Genomic DNA, 19,503 nt, shown 5'->3' with positions numbered 1-19,503 from the left:
ATCAAGAAGGACTCAACGGACAAAATCCGGTATGAAGATTCCGAAATCCATTCTGATCGATCCCGATCGCAACGAGACCTACGGCGCCTTCGCGGTCGTGGTTTCCGTGATCGCCTTCGCCTATTCGCCCAATTTCGGCCAGATCCTGATCCTCGCCTACTATGCCGTCTGGCTGCCGCTGCTGTTCGTCGACTACCGGCGCTTCACCTGGAGGCTTTCCACCGCCTGGCTGCCCATCACGCTTGCGCTCTATGTCTGCCTCTCGGTGTTCTGGTCCCAGGCGGCGGGCACCAGCGCGCGCGCGGCGTTGCAATATTCCTCGCATATCGCCTGTGCCTATGTCGCGGCGCGCACCGTCAGCGTGCGCACGCTGGTGGTGGGCTCACTGATCGGTATCTTCCTCGTTCTGCTCTATTCCATGAAAGTCGGCGGTTATGCGCTCGACATCATGGACGGCACAGTCAATTTCGTCGGCGCCTTCGGTTCCAAGAACCAGGTCGGCTTCTTCGCCTCGCTGGGCATCTTCCTTTGTCTTGCCTTCCTGGTCTTCTATCGGCGCAATTGGCTTGGCTTCGCCTGGACCGCGCCAATCATGCTCTTGTCGGTCTACATGCTGGCAATCGCCCATTCGGCGACGTCCGTGGCTTCGCTGCCGGCCGTGATCGGCGTCGTGTCGCTGCTCACCATGAGCAAGGTGCTGGCGCTGCGGTACCGCCGCGTGCTGTTCGTTATCGGCGCCGGCGCGCTGGTGATGTCCGTCGTGGCAGCGCTCAACATGGGCCTGCTGGATGTCGTGCTCGGCATTTTCGGCAAGGATTCGACACTAACCGGCCGCACCTATCTGTGGGAGCAGGGCTGGGAGGCGGCGCTGCAGCACCCGCTGCTCGGCTATGGCTACGCCGCCTACTGGGTGCAGGGCTTTGCCGATCCGGAGCGGCTGTGGGCGGAATTCTATATCTCGACCCGCTCTGGCTTCCACTTCCACAACACCTATATCGAGACCCTGGTCGAAATCGGTTTCATCGGCGTCACCCTGCTGGCGCTTGTCATCCTGCGCGCTTTCTATGGCCATGTGTCGAAAGTGGTGTTCGGCGACTGGAGCGCCGATTCGGTGGTGCTGGCCGGCGCGATCGGACTGATGCTGATCCGCTCCTTCTTCGAGGTCGAGATGCTCGGCCCTTACTTCATGGCGTCCTTCATCGTCTATTACGGCCTGTTCAGGCTGACCCCGTTGCCGGCTTTCCGGCGCCGCAGGGTAGCCGTTCCGGCCGACGACGACAGGTCTGCCAATGGCCGCGTCCCGGCGCCGGGCTGATCAGCTGGAGGCAGCCGCGGAGCGCGCGACGGCGGACTGGATGAGCCGGTCGGCAAGGATCGCCAGGAAGGCGATCGACAGGCCGGCGATCAGGCCCATGCCGGCATCGGCCTTGCCGAGCGCGACATAGACGGCCTGGCCAAGATCGCGCGTGCCGACAAGGGCGGCGATGGCCAACATCGACAGCGCCGCCATGATGGTCTGGTTGAGGCCGAGCATGACGACCGGCAAAGCGAGCGGCAGCTTGGCCTGCAGCAGCGTCTGCAGCGGCGTCGCGCCCATCTGCTCGACCGCCTCGACGACGTCGGCGCGCACATGCCTCAAGCCATGCTCGACATAGCGGATCGGCGGCACGATGGCGTAGAGCATGATGGCGATCAGCGCCGTGAACTCGCCGACCTTGAAGAACATCAGCGCCGGGATGAGGAAGACGAATTGCGGCATGGTCTGCAGCGCGTCGCAAATCGGCTTCAGTGCGCGGGAGACCCGCTCGCTGTGCGCGGCCCAAACACCGAGCGCGCCGCCGACCAGAAGGCAAAGCAGGACGGCCAACGTGCAGAGATAGAGCGACTGCACCAGCTGCGGCCAGAGGCCGTTGACCAGGATCAGCCCGAAGCCCGCCATCGCGAAGAGGCCGAGCCGCGGCCCGCCCACCTGGCCGGCAAGCAAGGCGACGGCAAGGATGAAGACAGGCCAGGGCAGATCGAGAAAGCCGGTGTAGAGAACAAGGCCGGCGGCCAGCACGGCGACCGCCGCCCGCCAGCCGAAACGGCGCAGAGCCAACGCGGCCAAGGCCGCAACCAAACCCACATAGACGGCCAGCGCCGATGGCGGCAGCGAGAAACCCCACATTGCCGGCGTCGCCGCACCGGAAATGCCGACGCGCATCGGCAGAAGCAGGCAGTAGAGCACCGCGTTGCGCACGCCGTTGAAGGACCAGGCATAGTCGCGCACGAGCCCCAGCAGCCATTGGTTTACGGCGCCCATCTGCATGCGCAGCCCGGTTTCCGGCAGAAGCGTCGCATCGGGCGCGGCCAGCCGGATGACGACGGCGAGAGCCAGCGCGGTCGCCAGCGACAGGGCCAGACGGCGGGGCGTCATCCAGCGCATGGCGCGCGTCGGTCCGGTCTCGGGCGCCTTGGCGAAGCCGATGGTGAGGCGGTCGATGAGGATGGCGAGCAGCGCGATCACCAGACCGGACAGGATGCTCTGGCCGAACTCGGCCTTGCGCATCGAGGACAGCACCTCCCAGCCAATATCTTCGAAGCCGCCGATGATGGCGGCGACAATCACCATCGACAGCGCCGCCATGGTCGTCTGGTTGAAGCCGACGAGAAGCTGCGGCGCGGCCGTCGGCACCTCGACCTGCCAGAACTGCTGGCGGCGCGTGCAGCCGCTCATCAGGCCGGCCTCGCTGATCGTCGCCGGCACACGGTCCAATCCGAGCATGGTGTTGCGGACCATCGGCGGCGTCGCATAGACCGCCGAGGCGATCAGCCCGACCACAGGGCCGAAGCCGAACAGCAAGAGCAGCGGAATGAGGTAGGCGAAGGCCGGCACCGTCTGCATCAGGTCGAGCGCGCCGTTGAGCACCGGACGCCAGCGCGGGCGAGCGTAACCCAGAACGCCAAGCAGGAAGCCGAGCACGATCGAGATCGGCACCGCCAGCAGCACGAGCGCCAGCGTGTTCATGCTCTGCGGCCAGTAGCCGGCGAGCAGGATGTAAGCGAGCGTGGCGAGCGCGAAGATCGCCAGCCGCTCGCCGCTCGACTTCAGCGCAAGGGCGGTGACCGCCAGCATCACCGCCGGCCAGGGCAGCCAGGCAAGCGCCAGCCGCGCGCCGCGCATCGGCGCATCGAGCAGCGCGGAGAGCCCCCGGAACCCCGGCTGGATGACTGAGACGACCACGTCGGTGACGGCGTTGATGTAGGAGGCCAGCGGCAGCGTCCATTCCTTGGGGAAATTGACCAGCCAGGGAAGCTCGGTTTTCAGAAGCAGGCAAAACGCCGTCAGCACGGCCAGCGCGCACCAGGGAACAAGGGCCGGCGCGATGGCGAACCTTTGCGCGGGTGGTGCGATCGCGGCCGGCGCCGTCATGAGCTTTTGCGCCTCGCCTGCTCGCGCTCCAGCACCGCAAGCACCGCGCCGGCGCTAAGCACCGCCGGCGGACCGTCACCTGCGACTGGTACCGTGAAAGCACTCACACCGGAGGCGAGCTGCGGGATCAACGCCTCGAGGCTGGTATCGGCGGCGACGCTGCGCTCCGGCAGGGCCGTGCCATTGGCCGGCGTGGCGATGTCGCCGGCGGTGATGACGCGCAGCAGCGGCATGTCCTCGGTGAACTGGGCGACATAGTCGTCGGCCGGATTGAGCACGATGTCGGCCGGGCGGCCGATCTGCACGATCTTGCCCGCCCGCATGATCGCCAGCCGGTCGGCCAGGCGGAAGGCCTCGGCGATATCGTGGGTGATGAAGATGATGGTCTTCTTCAGCATGCGCTGAAGGCGCAGGAACTCGTCCTGCATCTGCTTGCGGATCAGCGGATCGAGTGCCGAGAACGGCTCGTCAAGAAACCAGAGTTCAGGCCCGACCGCCAGCGACCGGGCGATGCCGACGCGCTGCTGCTGGCCGCCGGAGAGCTGGTGCGGGAAGGATGCCTCGCGTCCTTCGAGCCCGACCAGCGCGATCATCTCGCGGGCGCGGGCCTCGCGCTCCTTCGCCGGCTTGCCCTGGATTTTCAGCGGGAAGGCGACATTGTCCAATACGCTCAGATGCGGCAGCAGGCCGAAATTCTGGAACACCATGCCCATGGCGTGACGGCGCAGCTCGATGAGCTCCTTGCCGCTGGCGGCGAGCAGGTTCCTGCCGTCGAGCAGGATCTCGCCGGCGCTCGGCTCGACCAGGCGCGACAGACAGCGCACCAGGGTCGACTTGCCGGAGCCGGACAGGCCCATGATGACGAAGATCTCGCCCGTCGCCACCTCGAAGCTGGCATCGACCACGGCGGGCAGATGCGCTTCGGCACGCAGACGCTCGGCCAGCGCATCGGGGTCGATCACATAGCCGCGCGAGTCGAAATAATAGTCCGGACGCCGGCCATAGACCTTCCAGACATTGCGGCAGGCAAGCTTTATCGGGCGCGCTGCAGTGTACATTCCGATCGACCCCTGCCGATTGGTCGCCCGGCTCCGCGCATTGCGGAAGCCGGGCCCTTATCGCCCTTAGCCTTTGCCAGGCACATCAGCGAATTTATCCCTTGGCGCCGTCGACCCAGGGCTTCCACACCGCCTCGTTCTTGTCGATCCAGGCCTTGACCACGGCGTCGAGGTCCTCGCCCTTCTTGTCGACGGCAAGCATCATCTTCTCCTGCTCGCCGGCGTCCATCTTGAAGGCCTTGAGCAAGGCGTAGGCCGCCGGCCATTTGGCGCCGAAGCCCGACCAGACGATCTTGTCGACATCGGGCGGGGTGATGCAGTGCTCGTTGGTCTGCTCCTTGCAGGGCGGCATGGTGACCCAGCCGACGTCGTTTTCGGCCAGCGCATAATGTGGCCCCCAGAACATCATCACCAGCGGTGTCTTGGCAGCCTCGGCGGCTTCGAGCTCGGCCACGAGCGCGCCCTCGGAACCCGACGGAACGGCAGTGTATTGCATGTTGTTGTCGGCAAGGATCGTGGCGGCCCGCGAGCCCCAGTCGGCCGGATAGTCGAGGAAGCGCGCGTTGGGCGCGGTTTCCGGCGTCGACAGCGCCTTGATGCAGTCCGGTTTGTTGAGCGCCGTCCAGTCGGGCAGGCCGGGGCAGACCGTCTCCATATATTTCGGGTAGATCCAGCCCTCACGCGTCTTCAGGTCGAGCTTGCCGATATCCTCGATCTGCTTGGCGGCGAGCGTCTTCGGATAGATGTCGCCGACATTGTTCATCCACACCTCGACCGAGGCGCTGAGCGAGCCGTCGGCGAGACCGGAAAACTGCGGGAAGTTGCCGGCGGTGACGTATTCGACCTTGTAGCCGAGCTTTTCAAGAAGCTGTCCGGCGATGTGGGTGGAGACATGCGCGCCGGTCCATTCCAGCATCGCAAGCTTGATCGGCTCGTCCTTGGCGCCGAGCTCGGCGCTGAGGCTGGGCGTCGTGGCGGCAAGCGCCAGAGCCAGGCCAATTCCTGCATTTCTCAGTCTGTTAATTCTATTCGGCATGATCGTTCCCCTGTATGGATGTTTATGGTTCGGGTTTCATCCTTGATGGCGAGGCTGCCGCTAGCCTCTTTCCGCGCGCCACTCCCCTGGCCGCCTGGAACAGTCCTTAGTCCGCAAAGCTGATGACGTACCTCCCTTTCGACCGGCCCTGTTCGAGAGCGACAAGTGCTGCCGACACGTCTTCCAGCCCGATGACCTCGACCGTCGTTTCAAGCGGCTTATTTGCATGCATGGCGACCAGCTCGCGCATCTCCTGCCTTGTGCCGACGCTGGTGCCGGTGATGAGAACGCCGGTGGCCGTCAGCCATTCCTGAATGAGCGGCACCGGCTGGAAGACCATGGCCGCGGCGATGATCCTGCCGCGCGGCCGGATACCCGCGACCATCGCGTCCCAGGTCGCGGTGGTCGGCGCGAAATTGATGCAGGCGTGGTATTTTTCGCCCTTCGCCGCCAGCCGCGAGGGCAAGCCCGAGTCGGCGATTTCGGTTTCCGCCGCACCGTAGCGGCGGGCGATCTCCAGCTTCGCCGGGTCGCGGTCGACGGCGAGCACGCTGACGCCGAGCCGGCTGGCGATCTGCACCGCATAAAGGCCGAGGCCGCCGCAGCCGAGGACGATGCATTTTTCGCCGGCTTTCAGCCCCGCCCGCTTCACAGCGCCGTAAGCGGTAACGCCGGCGCACATCACCGGCGCGGTGGTCACCGGATCGATGGCTTCGGGAAGCGCCACCGCGAAGCTCGCGTCGCAGACGACATACTCGGCAAAGGCGCCAGGCACGTTCAAGCCATGCGCGCGATGATGCTGGCAAAAGGACTCGTAGCCGTCCAGGCATTCATCGCAACGGCGGCAGGTGTCGTGGATCCAGGGCACGCCGGCACGATCGCCGAGCGACCAGCCGCCGACGCCGTCGCCTATCGCCTCGACGCGGCCGATGCCCTCATGGCCCATGACGAAGGGTGAAGGCGCGTGCGGCGGAACGCTTTCGCCGCGCCAGATATGCACGTCGGTATGGCAGACGCCGCAAGCCTGAAGCCGCACCAATATCTGACCGGGGCCGGCGACGGGACGCGGCACGCTGGTGATCTCGAGCGGCTCGCCATAGCTGCCTAGGACCGCGGCCCGCATCGTTTGTGTGTGCGACGTCATCGATAGTCCGTCCGGCATCTGCTTGCCTTCGCAGCCTAGGCCTGCCAAAATCATATGGCAATACAAAAATTTGTTAGTGCGTACAAAATTTTCGTCGGATATACGAAACCCATGGCGACCAGGACGAAGAAACAACGCACCCGCATCGAGGACATCAGGCGGGTCGAACTGATCGAGGCGGCGCACCGCATCTTCCTTCGCGACGGGCTGAAGGGCCTGACGACGACCCGTATCTGCCATGAGGCCGGCATGTCGCAGGGCATCCTGACCTATTATTTCAAGGACAAGGACCAGGTGCTGTTCGAGATGGTGCGCTACGCCAACCGTGTGCTCATGGACGCCGTGGTGGTCAATCTGCGCCAGGCCGAGACCCGCTGGGATCGACTGACGGCGATCGTCGACGGCAATTTCCCGGAAGAAAAGTTCGAGCGCAACACGGCCAATGCCTGGGTGTCGTTTTATGCGGAAGCCGCGCACAACCCGCGTTACGCCCGGCTGCAGGAGCTGTTCTACAAACGCCTGCGGTCGAACATCGGCTCGGCGCTTTCGCCGCTGTGGTCGAGAGAGGAAATCGACCATTTCGTACGCGGCTTCGCCGCGATGCTCGACGGTTTCTGGCTGCGGCGCGGCCATTCGGACGATGCCATCTCGCATCTGGAGGCGCGGGCGCTGCTTGTCGAATATTCGGAAAAGATGCTTGGGCCGGCCATGGTGTCGAAGCTGAAGAGGCTTCAGCTGCAGGCGGCGTGACGTTTTGGAAGGCATCGCCGGCAGCGAGCGGCTGCAGGCGCTCCTTGCCGGCGCGGGTTTTACCATAAAGCTCCACCGGTGATCTGGATGTTTTCCATGGTGATCCCCTTGGCGAGGTCCGAGCAGAGGAAGACGGCGAGCGCCGCGATCTCCTCCGGCTGCATCATGCGGCCCTGGGGGTTGCCCTTCCGGAATTCGTCCATCAGCTCCTCGGCGCTGCGGCCCTTGCCTTCGCGCTCGACCACTTGCGCGACGTTGCGGCGCATCAGCTCGGTCTCGACCCAGGTCGGGCTGATCATGACGCAGGTGACGCCGCGTGCCGCGCCTTCGAGCGCCACGCAGCGCGTCAGGCCGAGCAGGCCGGCCTTGGAGGCGCAGTAAGCTGGGTTGTCCTTCCAGCCGACGGAAGCCGCCGTCGAGCCGATGTTGACGATGCGGCCCCAGCCGCGTTCGATCATGCCGGGCAGGACCGCGCGGGTCGTACGGAACGCCCCTGTGAGGTTGGTGTCGACGATCTTGTCCCAGAGCTCGTCGGAATGGCCGCAGACCGGCTGCTCGGCGGTGGTGCCGGCGGCATTGACCAGGATGTCGGCAGGGCCGATGGCCGCCTGGGCTTCCGCGAAGAAGAGATTGGTGAGCGCGCTGTCGCGCACGTCGAGATGGGCGGCATGCACACTGGTGCCGTGAGCGGCCAGGGCCGACTTCACGCGCTCGATCTCGTCGGCGCCGGGATAATAGGCGGCGTCCGCCCTGCCCGCCTGCGGCGGCGCCACATAGGAGCCGACGGCGACATTGGCGCCAGCCTTGGCGAGCGCCGTTGCTATCGCAAAGCCCATGCCCGAAAAGCCACCGGTGATGATGGCGCTGCGGCCGGTGAGATTGGTCATCGCGAACGCGCTCCGAGTTCACACTGCAAGATAACCTCCGTCGACGACCATTTCGGAGCCGGTGACGAATTTCGATTCATCCGAGGCGAGGTAGAGAACCATGTAGGCAATGTCGTTGGGCTCGCCGAGGAAACCGATCGGATGGCGCGACAGCGCCTTGGCCTTCTCCTGCTCGAGTGTGCCGAGGTCGCGCAGATAGTTCTCGGTCTGCGGCGTCCAGATATAGCCTGGATGGATGGAATTGCAGCGGATGCCGTAGCGCTGCTCGGCGCAATGCACCGCAACCGCCTTGGTCAAGGTGCGCACACCGCCCTTGGAGGCGCAGTAGGCGGCAAGATCCGCCTCGCCGATGATGCCGTCTATGGAGGAGAGATTGATGATCGATCCGCCGCCGGATTTCTTCATCAGCTTGATGCCCTCCTGGCAGCCGAGGAAGACGCCGTCGAGATTGACCGCCATGGTGCGCCGCCATTCGGCTAAAGTCGTGTCCTCGACGTTTTTGGCAATCGCAATGCCGGCATTGTTGACCAGCACGTCGAGCCGCCCGAAGCGCTGCTCGATCACCGCCATGACGGCGGACCACTCCTCGGACTTCGACACATCGTGGCGTAGCGTCAACGCCTCGCCGCCCGCCTTGACGATCTCGGCCGCCGTATCGGCGGCGAGGCCCTCGTCGATGTCGCTGACGACCAGCCTTGCGCCTTCCGCCGCCAGCAGAAGCGAGGACGCCCGCCCGAGGCCGAGCCCGGCCCCGGTGACGAGCGCCACCTTGCCTGCGACGCGGCCCATTGCGGCATCAGTCTCCCTTGTTCAACGGCTCCAGCGGCTTGCCCAGCCAGTCGCGGTAGAACCCTTCCAGATCGGGCTCGAAATCATGCACGATGGGGTAGCCGGGCGCCGCCGCCTCGACCTCGTGCAGCGTGCCGCATTGCGGGCAGATGAATTCGCGGATTTCCATCCAATCCGGATCCGGCAGGTCGCTGTTGGGGTAGATCTCGCGCAGCGTCTCCTCGCTGTCGCGCACGATGATCGCGGCCTTCAGCTTCCAGTTCCTGCGGTAGTCGCCGAAGGAGTGGCCGCATTCGCATTTCGTCACCCGCTCGTCGCCGCTCTGGCAGATGAAGAGATGGTCGCCGACCGGAAGCAGGATCGGATCCTTCCAGCCGACGCGCTCCTGCAGCACCGCGACATATTTGAAGAAACGATCGTCGTCCTTGTAGGCGCTCATGATGCGGCGCGTCTGCGGCCAGGGCAGCGTGCCGGCAACCAGATCGGCGATGACTTCCTTGCTGTATGAGGTCATGGTCTCTTACTCCACGCCGAAGGTCGATTTGGCGTCGACATCCCAGAAGGCCGAAAAATCCCCGGTGAAGCGCGGCGACAGCTTGATCGCGCTGGCATACATCTTCTTCACCTCGGGCGCGAAATCGGCCGCCTTCACCCGTTCACGCTCCTTGGCCATCCACTCCGAAACCGGCTTGGCGCGCGCCAGACGCTTTGCCCGCATCTCGGCACGATGGCGTTTGGTGGCTTCCAGATTGGCGACCGGAAAACCCTCCTCGTCCTCGTCGAGCACGATGCCGAAGATGCTTTCAGCGGCTTGCCTTGTGAGGAATCCGTTCTCGACATCCCAGGCGGTCTTGACCGGGTCACGTTCCAGCACGTCGCCGTAGCCGCCGCCGCCATTGTAGGAATGGGTAAAGACGTCGCCGGTCTTGTGCGGCGCGGTGATGTATGGCCCCTCCAGCGTCACATGCTCGCCCTCCAGCCGCACCTCCAGCTCCGAGCGATAGGGATTGGTGCCGGTGTGATGCGCCAGCGGCGCGCCGTTCTCTGCCAGCTCGAAGATATTCGAATCGCGCACCGCGCGGTGCTTCTGGCAGGTCGGCGCCGGATAGCCGCCGCACAGCCCGCCATTGTCGAACACGCGCGAGGAATGTTCGGACGTCACCAGCCGCAGATGATCGGTCTTGGAAACCAGCCAGGTCGACAGGAACGAGCAGCCGCCGCGATATTTGCCGGCGCCGCCGGAGTTGGGAACAATCGACCTGCCGATATAGAGCATCGGCATGTTCTGTTCCCAGATCTCGATATTGCCCATGTCGGATTCCGGGTTCCAGCCGACATAGGCGGTGTCCAAACCATCCTTGATGGCCAAAGCGCCTGAGCCGGCGGCGGCGCATTCGAAATGCGCCATGCCGAAGGGCGTGCCGTACTGGCTGGTGCCCCCCATCTCGATCATCGGGCTGTTGACCTGGCCGACAAAGGCTTCCTCGACGAAGCCGCGGGCGATGAAGGAGCGCGACAAGAGCCGCTGGAAGACGCCATAGGCCGGCAGAAGCAGCGCCCAGGAGGTGGCCGTCGCCACCATCTCGTTGTCGGGGTTGGTCCAGGTGCCATGCGGCAGCTTCAGCTCGGTCGCCATCCAGGCACCGTCATTGACCAGGCCCTCGAAATTCATGTGCTGGGTCAGCGTCACGAACATGCCGCCATCCATGCCGGCCGGCGTGCAGTTCATCGAATGGTAGCCCCAGGGCTGCGTGCCCTCGAAGTCCATGATGATCTTGCCGTCGGTGGTGATCTCCATCTCGATCGGGATGTTGTAGAGCCAGTCGGGATCGCCGAGCGGCTGGTAGCCCGGCTTGCCGGCGGTGACGTGGCCGTAGAAGGTGTGGCCGCGATAGATGCCGGGAACGGTGAGCTGGCGCGTGCGGGCGAGCTGGGCGCGGCGGCCCTCCTCGATGAATTCCTTCGATACCTGCATCCAGTAGTCGAGGCCGATCTCGTCGATCAGCGCCTTGACGCTTTCGCGCATGTCGATGCAGGAGGCGACCTTGGCCTTCTCGTCGAGCACCCAGTAGATCGGCATGCGGAGGTTGCGCTCGCAGCGGATGACGTAGTCGCGCCTGAGCTCATCATTCTCGCCGACCTTTTCAGCGCAGACGAACAGGCCCTCGGTAAAACGCTCCTGCGCCAGCGCCACGTCACCGCCGGGCGTGATGCCGCCGGCTTCGAGCTCGTGGCAGACGGCCCCCGCCCAGCCTACCAGCTTGCCGGAATGGAAGATCGGCACCACGTCCATCACGTCCGGCACCTGCACGGTGCCTATGAAGGCGTCGTTGTTGGCGAAGATGTCGCCGTCGCGTATCTGCGGGTTCTCCTCGTAGCCGTTGCGGATCATCCATTTGATGAAGCGGCTCATCGTGTGCACATGCACCATGATGCCGTTGGAGAGCGCGATGGCATCGCCCTCCGGCGTATAGATGGCGACGACCATCTCGCCGACCTCGCGCACGCCGGGCGAGGCCGAGATGCGACGCGCCATCTCGCGGGCCGAGACGCAATAGGCCCGCAATTTGGTGTGCAGCGTCTCGAACTTCAGCGGATCCTGGTTGCGCAGATGGAGTTCCGTAATGCCGTCATAGCAGCCGGTCTCGTCCATCAGCCGTTCGGATTCGAGCAGCCTTTCGCGGATGCGCAGCGCAGAGGCGGGTTTGTCCAGCATGGCGTTCGCCCTTCTCAAGCGTGGGTGTAGTGCAGCAGCGTCCATTCATCGACATGAACGCGATCCTGCGGGTGGACGACGAGCGTCGTCGCCGGGTGTTCGATGATGGCCGGGCCGATCACTTCGTGGCCAGGCTGCAGCAGATTCATCTCGTAGAGATTGGCCTTGTGCCAGCGGCCGCCGATATAGGCCTCGCGCACGCCCTTGTGGGCAGCTGCCGGATCCGACTTGCCAAGCGCACGCTTCAAGAGCACCGGCTTGACCTTGTCGGCGGTGGCGATCAGCCCGAGCTCGGTGATCGAGAAACCGGCCTCGCCATAGCGCGAGACGCGATGATTGACCTTGGCATAGACCGCCTCGAACTCGGCGATGACCTTGCGCATGTCGTCGGCCGAACGAAGCGCCGACAGCGGCGCCATCACCTCGACGTCCTCGAGCTGGCCGGTGTAGCGCATCATCAGGAACGGCACGGTCTTGATCTTATCGAGCGCGTGGCCGTCGGCGACCATTTCGTCGACCGCCGCCTTGGTCAGGTCGTTCCAGACGCCAGTGACCTTCGCGCCGAAAGCCTGCAATTCGTCGTCGCTGGCGCCGGCGCCGATGTCGATCTGCGTCGACACCGAATGGCGGCGCATGAAATCGGCGGTGGTGCAGCCGAAGGCCGAGAAGGCGGCGGCGAACTGGAAGGTGATGATGTCCTTGAAGCCGATGCCCCTGGAGCAGCCGGCCAAATGCAGCGGTCCGGAGCCGCCATAGGACAGAAGCGTGAATTCCGAGGGATGGATTCCTTGCCCGGAGATGACGCGGCGCAGCGCGTTGTTGGCGTCGGCCTCCAGCATGTCGATCATGCCTTCGGCGGCTTCCTCGACGCCAACGCCGAGCAGGCGGGCGCATTTTTCCTCGAAGACTTTCCTCGCCTTCTCCACCTGCAGCACGACCTTGCCGCCGAGGAAGTAATGCGGGTTCAACCGGCCGAGGATGGCGTCGCAATCGGCGATGGTCGGTTCGGTGCCGCCCTTGGCGAAGCAGATCGGGCCGGGATCGGAACCGGCGCTTTCCGGCCCGAGCGAGACTTTCCTGGTCAGCGGATCGACCTTCAGGATCATGCCGGCGCCGGCGCCGATCGTGTCGAGATGCAGCGTCGGCACATTGAGCTTGAAGCGGTCCATCAGCGGCTCGTTCTCGATCCGCGTTTGGCCGCGCGTGATGACGCCCATGTCGAAGGAGGTGCCGCCCATATCCGAGCAGATCAGCGAGTCGTTGCCGATCAGCTTGCCGACATAGGCCGCGCCCAGGATGCCGCCGATCGGCCCCGAGATCATCGTCTCGTGCAGGCGCGGATGGTTGATCGAGGTCAGGCCGCCGAAAGAAAGCAGCGTCTGCACGCCATATTTGAAGCCGTATTTCTTCGAGACGTCCTCGATGCCCTTCAACTGCTTGCGGCCGCGCGAGGTGGCGTAGGCCTCGATCAGCACCGAGTTCAGCCGCGACTGCTCGCGGATGACCGGACGCACCTCGTGGCTGGTGTAGACGAGGATGTCCGCGCCGGCGGCGGCGACCTCCTCGCGGCAGATCTCGGCGATGCGCTTCTCATGCGCGGGATTGACGTGGGAGAAGACGGTCATGATGCAAATCGCTTCGACCTTGTCGGCGATCAGCTTCTTGGCGGCGGCATGCACCTCCTGCTCGTAGAGCGGCAGGACGACGTCGCCGAACTGGTCGATGCGCTCGGTGACGCCATGGGTGCGGCGGCGCGGCACCAACGGATCGGGATGGTGATGGGTGACCGCATGCAGGCGGTCGGCATAGGAATAATCCGCCCAGGCCTGCAGGCCGCGGCCCATCAGGATCATGTCCTCGAGGCCCTTGGTGGTGATCAGCCCGAGCTTGCGGCCGGTGCGCGACAAAAGCGTGTTGAGCATGCCGGTGCCGGAATAGAGCACCACATTGACGCCCGAAAACAGGTCCTGCAGCGAGATGCCCCAGGCGTCCGCAGCGTCCTCCGCCGAAGCGAGGAAGCCCTCGGCCTCGTTCTTCGGCGTCGTCGCCGACTTGCCGATCTTGAAGTGACCGTCCTGATCGACAAGGATCGTGTCGGTCATGGTGCCGCCGGCGTCGATACCGATGACGATTGGGTTGGTCGTGATCTGATCCACGGGTCGCTTTCCCTTGCCGAGAATGACCCCAGGCTAGATTCCTCAAGCCGGATCGCGCCATATGCCTAAAGACACAATGACCGCGCGGTGCGGTTCGCCGAGAAAAGGGCATGCGCATGGGCAACATCTGGGCGCCGCTGGCCAAGGCGATCGCCGCCACCGGCACCGACCGGCATGTCGACTGCCTGATCGACCTGATCGGCGCCGACATCGCGCATGATTTGGTGACGGTGACGCGCTATTCGGCGACCAGGACACCGGAATTCGTCAAGCACCGGCGCTTCTCGGACGAGATGGTGCGGCGCTATCTCGACAATTACTACGTCTTCGATCCCTTCTACGCCTCGTGGCGGCGCGAGCGGCGGCTTGGCATCATGCCGCTGAAAGGGCTGGCCGACGAGGAAGCCAAGCGCGGCCAGTACATAGCCGGCTTCCTGGCGCAGTCGGAGATCTGCGACGAGGTCGGCATCATGCTGGCCGATGGCGGCGACTGGTGCCTCGGCATCTTCCTCGACCGTTCGACCGTGTCCTTCAAGGACAGCGAGATCGCGCTGCTCACCGAGCGGCTGCCAGTGTTCGAGGCGCTGCATGCGCTGGACATCAAGGCGCGCGGCTCAGATTTTTCCCGCACCTCGGCGCCGAGCGGCCCGGGCGCCTCACCACAGCAGAAGCCGAGCATTCCGGACAGCCTGTGGCCGGAGCTGTCGCTGCGGGAGCGCGAATTGGTGCAGCTGATCCTGGCCGGCCACCCGACCGCCAACATCGCCGAGCGGCTAGGCATCACCGTCGGCACGGTGAAGAACCATCGCCGCCGCATCTATGAAAAGCTCGACATCACCACCGAGCGCGAATTGTTCCTGCAGTTCTTCCAGCATAGAATGGAACGCTAAGACCGCGTCAGTCGTGCAATTCCCGTAAAATCGCCGGCCCGACGGTGAAGCCGGAAAAGGTCGCTTCAAAGCCTTCGCGTTGCGGCGAGCAGCACATCATGCCGACATTGACCGACTTAGAGATCGGGAAATAGGCCAGCCGCACCGGCTTCCAGTGGCCATCCGAGGCGTCCAGATACTGGATGCGGATCGCCTCGGCGTGACGGGTCAGGCGGATGCGGACGCCGTCCTTGCCGGCGGCGATGGCGACCAGCGACCAGTCGGAGGTGTCGTTGGTGACGACGACGGAGAAGTAAGCAAGGCCGTCGGTATATTCGATGCCGGCCTTGATCCAGTGGGTTTCGCTCAGGCGCAGCATCAGCCCCGCCTGATCGTAGAGCACCTTGTAGTCGCCCTTGACGGTGACCTCGGCGCTGAAGTCGCCCTCGACGGAACGGTAGAGGAAATGGCCGTTGTCGCGCCAGAAGCCATAAAAAGTCTCGCGCCAGAAATCGGTGTCCTTGCCGGTGCGGACGGTGAGCGTGCCGTCGCCGACCGTATGGTGCGGCGGCGGGTTGAGCCATGTCATGTCGGCCACGCTCATCGATCTCCCCCGAATCGGACTAGTGCGTTTCACCGTTTCACGGAAACGGCGAAACGCACTATCCCCTTGTTTTTACGCAATTCCGAACGGAAAACCGCTCACACTTTTCCTGGAATTGCTTTAGCCGGCGAATGTATAGGCCGTCTTCACCGTGGTGTAGAACTCCATGGCGTAGCGGCCCTGCTCGCGCGGACCGTAGCTGGACCCCTTGCTGCCGCCGAACGGCACGTGGAAGTCGACACCCGCCGTCGGCAAATTGACCATGACCATGCCGGCTTCGGAGTTGCGCTTGAAATGCGTCGCATGCTTCAGGCTGGTCGTGCAGATGCCGGAGGTGAGACCGAACGGCGTGTCGTTGGCGACAGCCAACGCCTCGTCATAATCCTTGACGCGAATGACGTTGGCGACCGGGCCGAAAATCTCCTCGCGCGAGATACGCATGGCATTGGTCGAACCCGTAAACAGCGTCGGCTGCAGATAGAAACCCGGTGTCTTGCGATCGAGCCTCTCGCCACCGAAGGCAAGCGTTGCGCCTTCCCTCACACCGATGGCGATGTAGTCTTCATCCTGCTTCAGCTGGGTTGCGTCGACGACAGGACCGATCTGGGTCTGCGCGTCGAGCGCATCGCCGATGACGAGCTTGTCGAGCCGCTCCTTCACCGCATCGACGAAACGGTCGTGGATGCCGTCGGTGACGATCAGGCGCGAGGATGCCGTGCAGCGCTGGCCGGTGGAGAAATAGGCACCGTTGACGGCGCAGTCGACGGCCACGGCAAGGTCGGCATCGTCGAGCACGACCAGCGGGTTCTTGCCGCCCATCTCGAGCTGGAACTTGCGCATGTGCTCGACGCTTGCTGCGGCGACGCGCTTGCCGGTGCCGACCGAGCCGGTGAAAGAGATGGCGTTGACGTCGGGGCTGTCGAGCATCGCCTGGCCGACCACCGAGCCCTTGCCCATGACGAGGTTGAGCACGCCCTTGGGCAGGCCGGCGCGATGCAGGATATCGACGATGGTCCAGGCGCTCTCAGGCACCAGCTCAGCCGGCTTGAAGACGATGGTGTTGCCGTAGGTGAGCGCCGGGGCGATCTTCCAGGCGGGAATGGCGATCGGGAAATTCCACGGCGTGATGATGCCGACGACGCCGACGCCCTCGCGGGTCATCTCGACGCCGACGCCGGGCCGCACGCTCGGCACCATCTCGCCCGAGAGGCGCAGCGTCTCGCCGGCGAAGAAGTCGAAGATCTGCGCCGCGCGGATCGTCTCTCCGATGCCCTCGGCCAAGGTCTTGCCTTCTTCACGCGCGAGCGACCGGCCGATCTCGTCCTTGCGCGCCATGATCTCGTCGGAGGTCTTCTTCAGCACGGCATGGCGGGCCAGCGGGCCGGAGCGCGACCAGGCCGGAAAGGCCGCCTTCGCGGCGGCGATGGCCTGCTTGGCCTCTTCCGGCCCGGCCGAAGCGTATTCGCCGACGACATCGTTGGTGTTGGAGGGGTTGATGTTGCGCGAGCCGGCCTCGCCGAGCCACTCGCCGTCGATCAGGTTCTTGCGGTGCAGGGTCATCTTGTTTTCCTTGGGTTTTGGTCGCGGCGGCCTCCGGCCGGGTCAATTGTCAGACAAATGATATAGTGATTGTCCGGGAGCAGGTCTACCCGCGATCTTAAACCTAGAGCTGGTTCGCGTCAGGTCGAGAACGACCAGAACAGGCAGGCGAGCGTGACCGCGCCGAAGATGACGAAGAACAGGCTCCTGAGCAGGATGTTGCGGCGAAGCTCGTTCATGGTGAGGTGTGCCGCCACGATCACCGCCACGAACAGGAAGCGCCAGTTGAAGAGCGCCCAAAGCACCTCATGCTGGCCGAAGGCCCATCTGGCGATCAGCGAGCCGACGATGGTCGCGAACAGCATGATCGTCGCCCAGAAGACCGCGTCGGCGGCATGGGTGAGCACGATGCCGGCGGCGCGGATCGGCAGGATCATCATCAGCATGGCGCCGAAGAAATAGACGGCGGCAATCGCCAGGAAGGAACCGGCATCGGCAATGCCGTCGAGACGCTTCACGCCATAGGCGCCATAGGGGTAGCCGTGCCGCGCCACAGCCAATGACAGCGCCATCAGCAAGGCGCTCAAAACCGTGACCAGTGCGAATGTGCCGAGGGCCTTGCTCATGCCGTTCCCTGTCGAGACGAATCAACGGGGAGTCTAGCAGAGCGCGAGCCTCAGAAGGTCAAATCACCGTTCGCTATTCTCGAAGGCACCGATGCCTTGAGCGATCAGGTTGGTCGCCATGACCAGCGAGACGATCGCCGCCGAATTGAACACCACCACCCACCATTTGCCGCCGGTCAGGAAGCCGTAGCCTTCGGCAACCGCCAGGCCCCAGTCTGCCGAAGGCGGCTGGATGCCGAGGCCGAGGAAGCTCAGCGTGGCGATCGAGAAGAAGGCGTAGCCCAGCCTGGTGACGAGCTCGATCAGGATCGTCTCCCTGATGTTGGGCAGGATCTCCAGCACCATGATGGCAAAGGCATTCTCGCCGCCGAGGCGGGCGGCGCTGACATATTCGCGTTCTTTCTGCTCGCGCACCGCGGCGCGGACGGTCCTGGCCACCAGCGGCGCATAGGCGATGGCGATCACCAGAATGACCGTGAGGTTCGAGGGTCCCAGCGCCACCAGCGTCATGGTGACCAACACGATGAAGGGGAAGGCCATCAGCGTGTCGAGCAGCCGCGCGCCGACCGCGTCGACCAGCCCGTCGAAATAGCCGAGCGCCAGGCCGATGATGGTGCCGGCGGCAACGCCACCCAGTGTCGCGAGCGGCGCCACCAGCAGGATGTCGCGCGATCCGACGATGATGCGGGACAGCACGTCACGGCCGAGATGATCGGTGCCGAACCAGTGCGCGGCGTCCGGCGGCGTCAGCGTGGCGAGGAAATCCTCGGCATAGGGATCGTAGGGAACCAGCCGGTCGCCGAACAAAGCGCAGGCGATCCAGAAGGCGAGGATGAGCGATCCGATAATGACGGAGACAGGAAGGCCGCGAACCGCGCGGCCCAGCCTGCCCGCGAACCGCAGGACAATGGGCGCGTGCGACGGTGCCGGGAATTCCAGGAGATCCATCATCGCGACGCCTGCCGCCGCTGCCGCGGGTCGAGCAGCGCCTGGACGAAATCGCCCATCGCGGCCGACAGGACGAAGATCATCGCCATGACCAGCACGCCTGCCTCGAGCATCGGGAAGTCGCGCGACTTGGCTGCGTTCAGAACCAGATTGCCGAGGCCCTGGATGCCGAACAGCGCCTCGATCACCACCAGCCCGCCGAGCATATAGCCGCTCTGCGTCGCCAGCACCGCGATCGTCGGCGTCAACGCATTGGGCAGCACGTGGCGGAGAATGACCTGCCGGCGATCGAGACCCTTGAGAGTGGCTGTCCTCGTATAGTCGGCGGCAAGGGCCTCGATGACGCCGGCCCGCGTCATGCGCGCCAGATAGCCGGCGAGATTGAGCACGAGCGGCAGCGCCGGCAGAATGAGATAGTAGCCGCTCGTCCAGAAGCCCGCGCCATCTGGCGCAGCACCCGTGATCGGCAGCCAGTTCAGCCACAGGCCGAAGACCAGCAGCAGGAGCAGGCCGGAGACGAAATCCGGTACGATGCCGAAGGAGACGCCGGCGAGCACGATCAGCCGGTCGACCGGGCGGCCCCGGTTCAGGCCAGCGACGATGCCCGCGCCAACACCCAACGGCACGAGAAACAAAAGGATGATGCCGGCAAGTGCGGCCGAGCGGCCGAGGCTTGCCAACACGAACGGCGCGACCGGTGCGCGCATCGACAGCGACGTGCCGAAGTCGCCACCGAGCGCGGCACTGAACCAGCGCCAGTACTGGACGAGCACGGGCTGGTCGGCGCCGAGCTGCCTGTTCAGCGCCGCGACGGCCTGTGCGTCGGCGAAGGGACCGAGCATGACGCGCGCGACATCGCCGGGCAGGACCTGCCCGGCGAGGAAGACCAGCGCGCTGACCAGCCACAGCGTGAGGAGCAGCGAGGCCGCGCGCGCCGACAAGGTGCGGCCGGTCAGCATCCGGTGCCCC

General features: G+C 64.7%; 17 protein-coding genes. 3 read left to right on the top strand and 14 right to left on the bottom strand.

What is annotated here, in order from left to right:
* The first annotated feature begins 31 nt into the window (after positions 1-31).
* A complete protein-coding gene (locus tag CK230_RS13540) occupies positions 32-1,315 on the top strand; it encodes an O-antigen ligase (protein WP_095817665.1) in 1,284 nt (427 codons plus the stop codon).
* Here the strand turns inward: CK230_RS13540 and CK230_RS13535 are convergent, their stop codons facing one another.
* The 4 genes from CK230_RS13535 to CK230_RS13520 form a co-directional block, all read right to left on the bottom strand.
* A complete protein-coding gene (locus tag CK230_RS13535) occupies positions 1,316-3,412 on the bottom strand; it encodes an ABC transporter permease subunit (RefSeq protein WP_095817664.1) in 2,097 nt (698 codons plus the stop codon).
* Positions 3,409-4,470: a betaine/proline/choline family ABC transporter ATP-binding protein gene (locus CK230_RS13530; RefSeq protein WP_095817663.1), complete on the bottom strand. Its 1,062-nt coding sequence runs from the start codon at positions 4,468-4,470 to the stop codon at positions 3,409-3,411. Before CK230_RS13530 ends, CK230_RS13535 begins: the two co-directional genes overlap by 4 nt.
* A 94-nt stretch (positions 4,471-4,564) precedes the next feature.
* Positions 4,565-5,506: an ABC transporter substrate-binding protein gene (locus CK230_RS13525; RefSeq protein WP_095817662.1), complete on the bottom strand. Its 942-nt coding sequence runs from the start codon at positions 5,504-5,506 to the stop codon at positions 4,565-4,567.
* Positions 5,507-5,612: 106 nt separating this feature from the next.
* Positions 5,613-6,650, bottom strand: a complete 1,038-nt coding sequence (locus tag CK230_RS13520) for an alcohol dehydrogenase catalytic domain-containing protein (RefSeq protein WP_095817874.1) — start codon at positions 6,648-6,650, stop codon at positions 5,613-5,615.
* Between the two features lie 111 nt (positions 6,651-6,761).
* Here CK230_RS13520 and betI point away from each other — a divergent pair, with 111 nt between their 5' ends.
* Entirely contained in the window at positions 6,762-7,400 is a 639-nt protein-coding gene (gene betI, locus CK230_RS13515; protein ID WP_176480089.1) for a transcriptional regulator BetI, read from the top strand.
* Between the two features lie 59 nt (positions 7,401-7,459).
* On the opposite strand, the gene CK230_RS13510 is transcribed toward betI, so the two are convergent.
* From CK230_RS13510 to CK230_RS13490, 5 genes are read right to left on the bottom strand one after another with little or no spacing between them, the layout of a single operon-like run.
* Entirely contained in the window at positions 7,460-8,287 is an 828-nt protein-coding gene (locus CK230_RS13510; protein WP_095817660.1) for an SDR family oxidoreductase, read from the bottom strand.
* Positions 8,288-8,305: 18 nt separating this feature from the next.
* Complete coding sequence (locus CK230_RS13505; protein WP_095817659.1) at positions 8,306-9,076, bottom strand: glucose 1-dehydrogenase; 771 nt, start codon at positions 9,074-9,076, stop codon at positions 8,306-8,308.
* A 7-nt stretch (positions 9,077-9,083) separates the two neighbouring features.
* Positions 9,084-9,590, bottom strand: a complete 507-nt coding sequence (locus CK230_RS13500) for an acetone carboxylase subunit gamma (RefSeq protein ID WP_095817658.1) — start codon at positions 9,588-9,590, stop codon at positions 9,084-9,086.
* Positions 9,591-9,596: 6 nt separating this feature from the next.
* Positions 9,597-11,792, bottom strand: a complete 2,196-nt coding sequence (locus tag CK230_RS13495; protein ID WP_095817657.1) for a hydantoinase B/oxoprolinase family protein — start codon at positions 11,790-11,792, stop codon at positions 9,597-9,599.
* Positions 11,793-11,806: 14 nt separating this feature from the next.
* Positions 11,807-13,948 carry a hydantoinase/oxoprolinase family protein gene (locus CK230_RS13490; protein WP_095817656.1) on the bottom strand — a complete coding sequence of 714 codons (2,142 nt, stop codon included), beginning with the start codon at positions 13,946-13,948 and terminating at the stop codon, positions 11,807-11,809.
* Positions 13,949-14,058: 110 nt separating this feature from the next.
* Here CK230_RS13490 and CK230_RS13485 point away from each other — a divergent pair, with 110 nt between their 5' ends.
* Entirely contained in the window at positions 14,059-14,838 is a 780-nt protein-coding gene (locus CK230_RS13485; RefSeq protein WP_095817655.1) for a helix-turn-helix transcriptional regulator, read from the top strand.
* A gap of 7 nt (positions 14,839-14,845) precedes the next feature.
* Here CK230_RS13485 and CK230_RS13480 read toward each other — a convergent pair whose 3' ends face one another.
* The 5 genes from CK230_RS13480 to CK230_RS13460 form a co-directional block, all read right to left on the bottom strand.
* On the bottom strand, positions 14,846-15,421 hold the full coding sequence (locus tag CK230_RS13480) for a DUF1349 domain-containing protein (RefSeq protein WP_095817654.1): 576 nt from the start codon (positions 15,419-15,421) through the stop codon (positions 14,846-14,848).
* A gap of 120 nt (positions 15,422-15,541) precedes the next feature.
* On the bottom strand, positions 15,542-16,981 hold the full coding sequence (locus CK230_RS13475) for an aldehyde dehydrogenase family protein (protein ID WP_095817653.1): 1,440 nt from the start codon (positions 16,979-16,981) through the stop codon (positions 15,542-15,544).
* Positions 16,982-17,100: 119 nt separating this feature from the next.
* On the bottom strand, positions 17,101-17,586 hold the full coding sequence (locus CK230_RS13470) for a hypothetical protein (protein ID WP_095817652.1): 486 nt from the start codon (positions 17,584-17,586) through the stop codon (positions 17,101-17,103).
* A gap of 63 nt (positions 17,587-17,649) precedes the next feature.
* Entirely contained in the window at positions 17,650-18,537 is an 888-nt protein-coding gene (locus CK230_RS13465) for an ABC transporter permease (RefSeq protein ID WP_095817651.1), read from the bottom strand.
* Positions 18,534-19,493: an ABC transporter permease gene (locus tag CK230_RS13460; RefSeq protein WP_095817650.1), complete on the bottom strand. Its 960-nt coding sequence runs from the start codon at positions 19,491-19,493 to the stop codon at positions 18,534-18,536. The genes CK230_RS13465 and CK230_RS13460 overlap by 4 nt, the downstream gene beginning before the upstream one ends.
* Positions 19,494-19,503: the final 10 nt, after the last annotated feature.

This window comes from Mesorhizobium sp. WSM3859 (assembly GCF_002295065.1).
Classification (GTDB): Bacteria; Pseudomonadota; Alphaproteobacteria; order Rhizobiales; family Rhizobiaceae; genus Mesorhizobium.
This window is presented reverse-complemented; position numbering and strand designations above follow the sequence as displayed.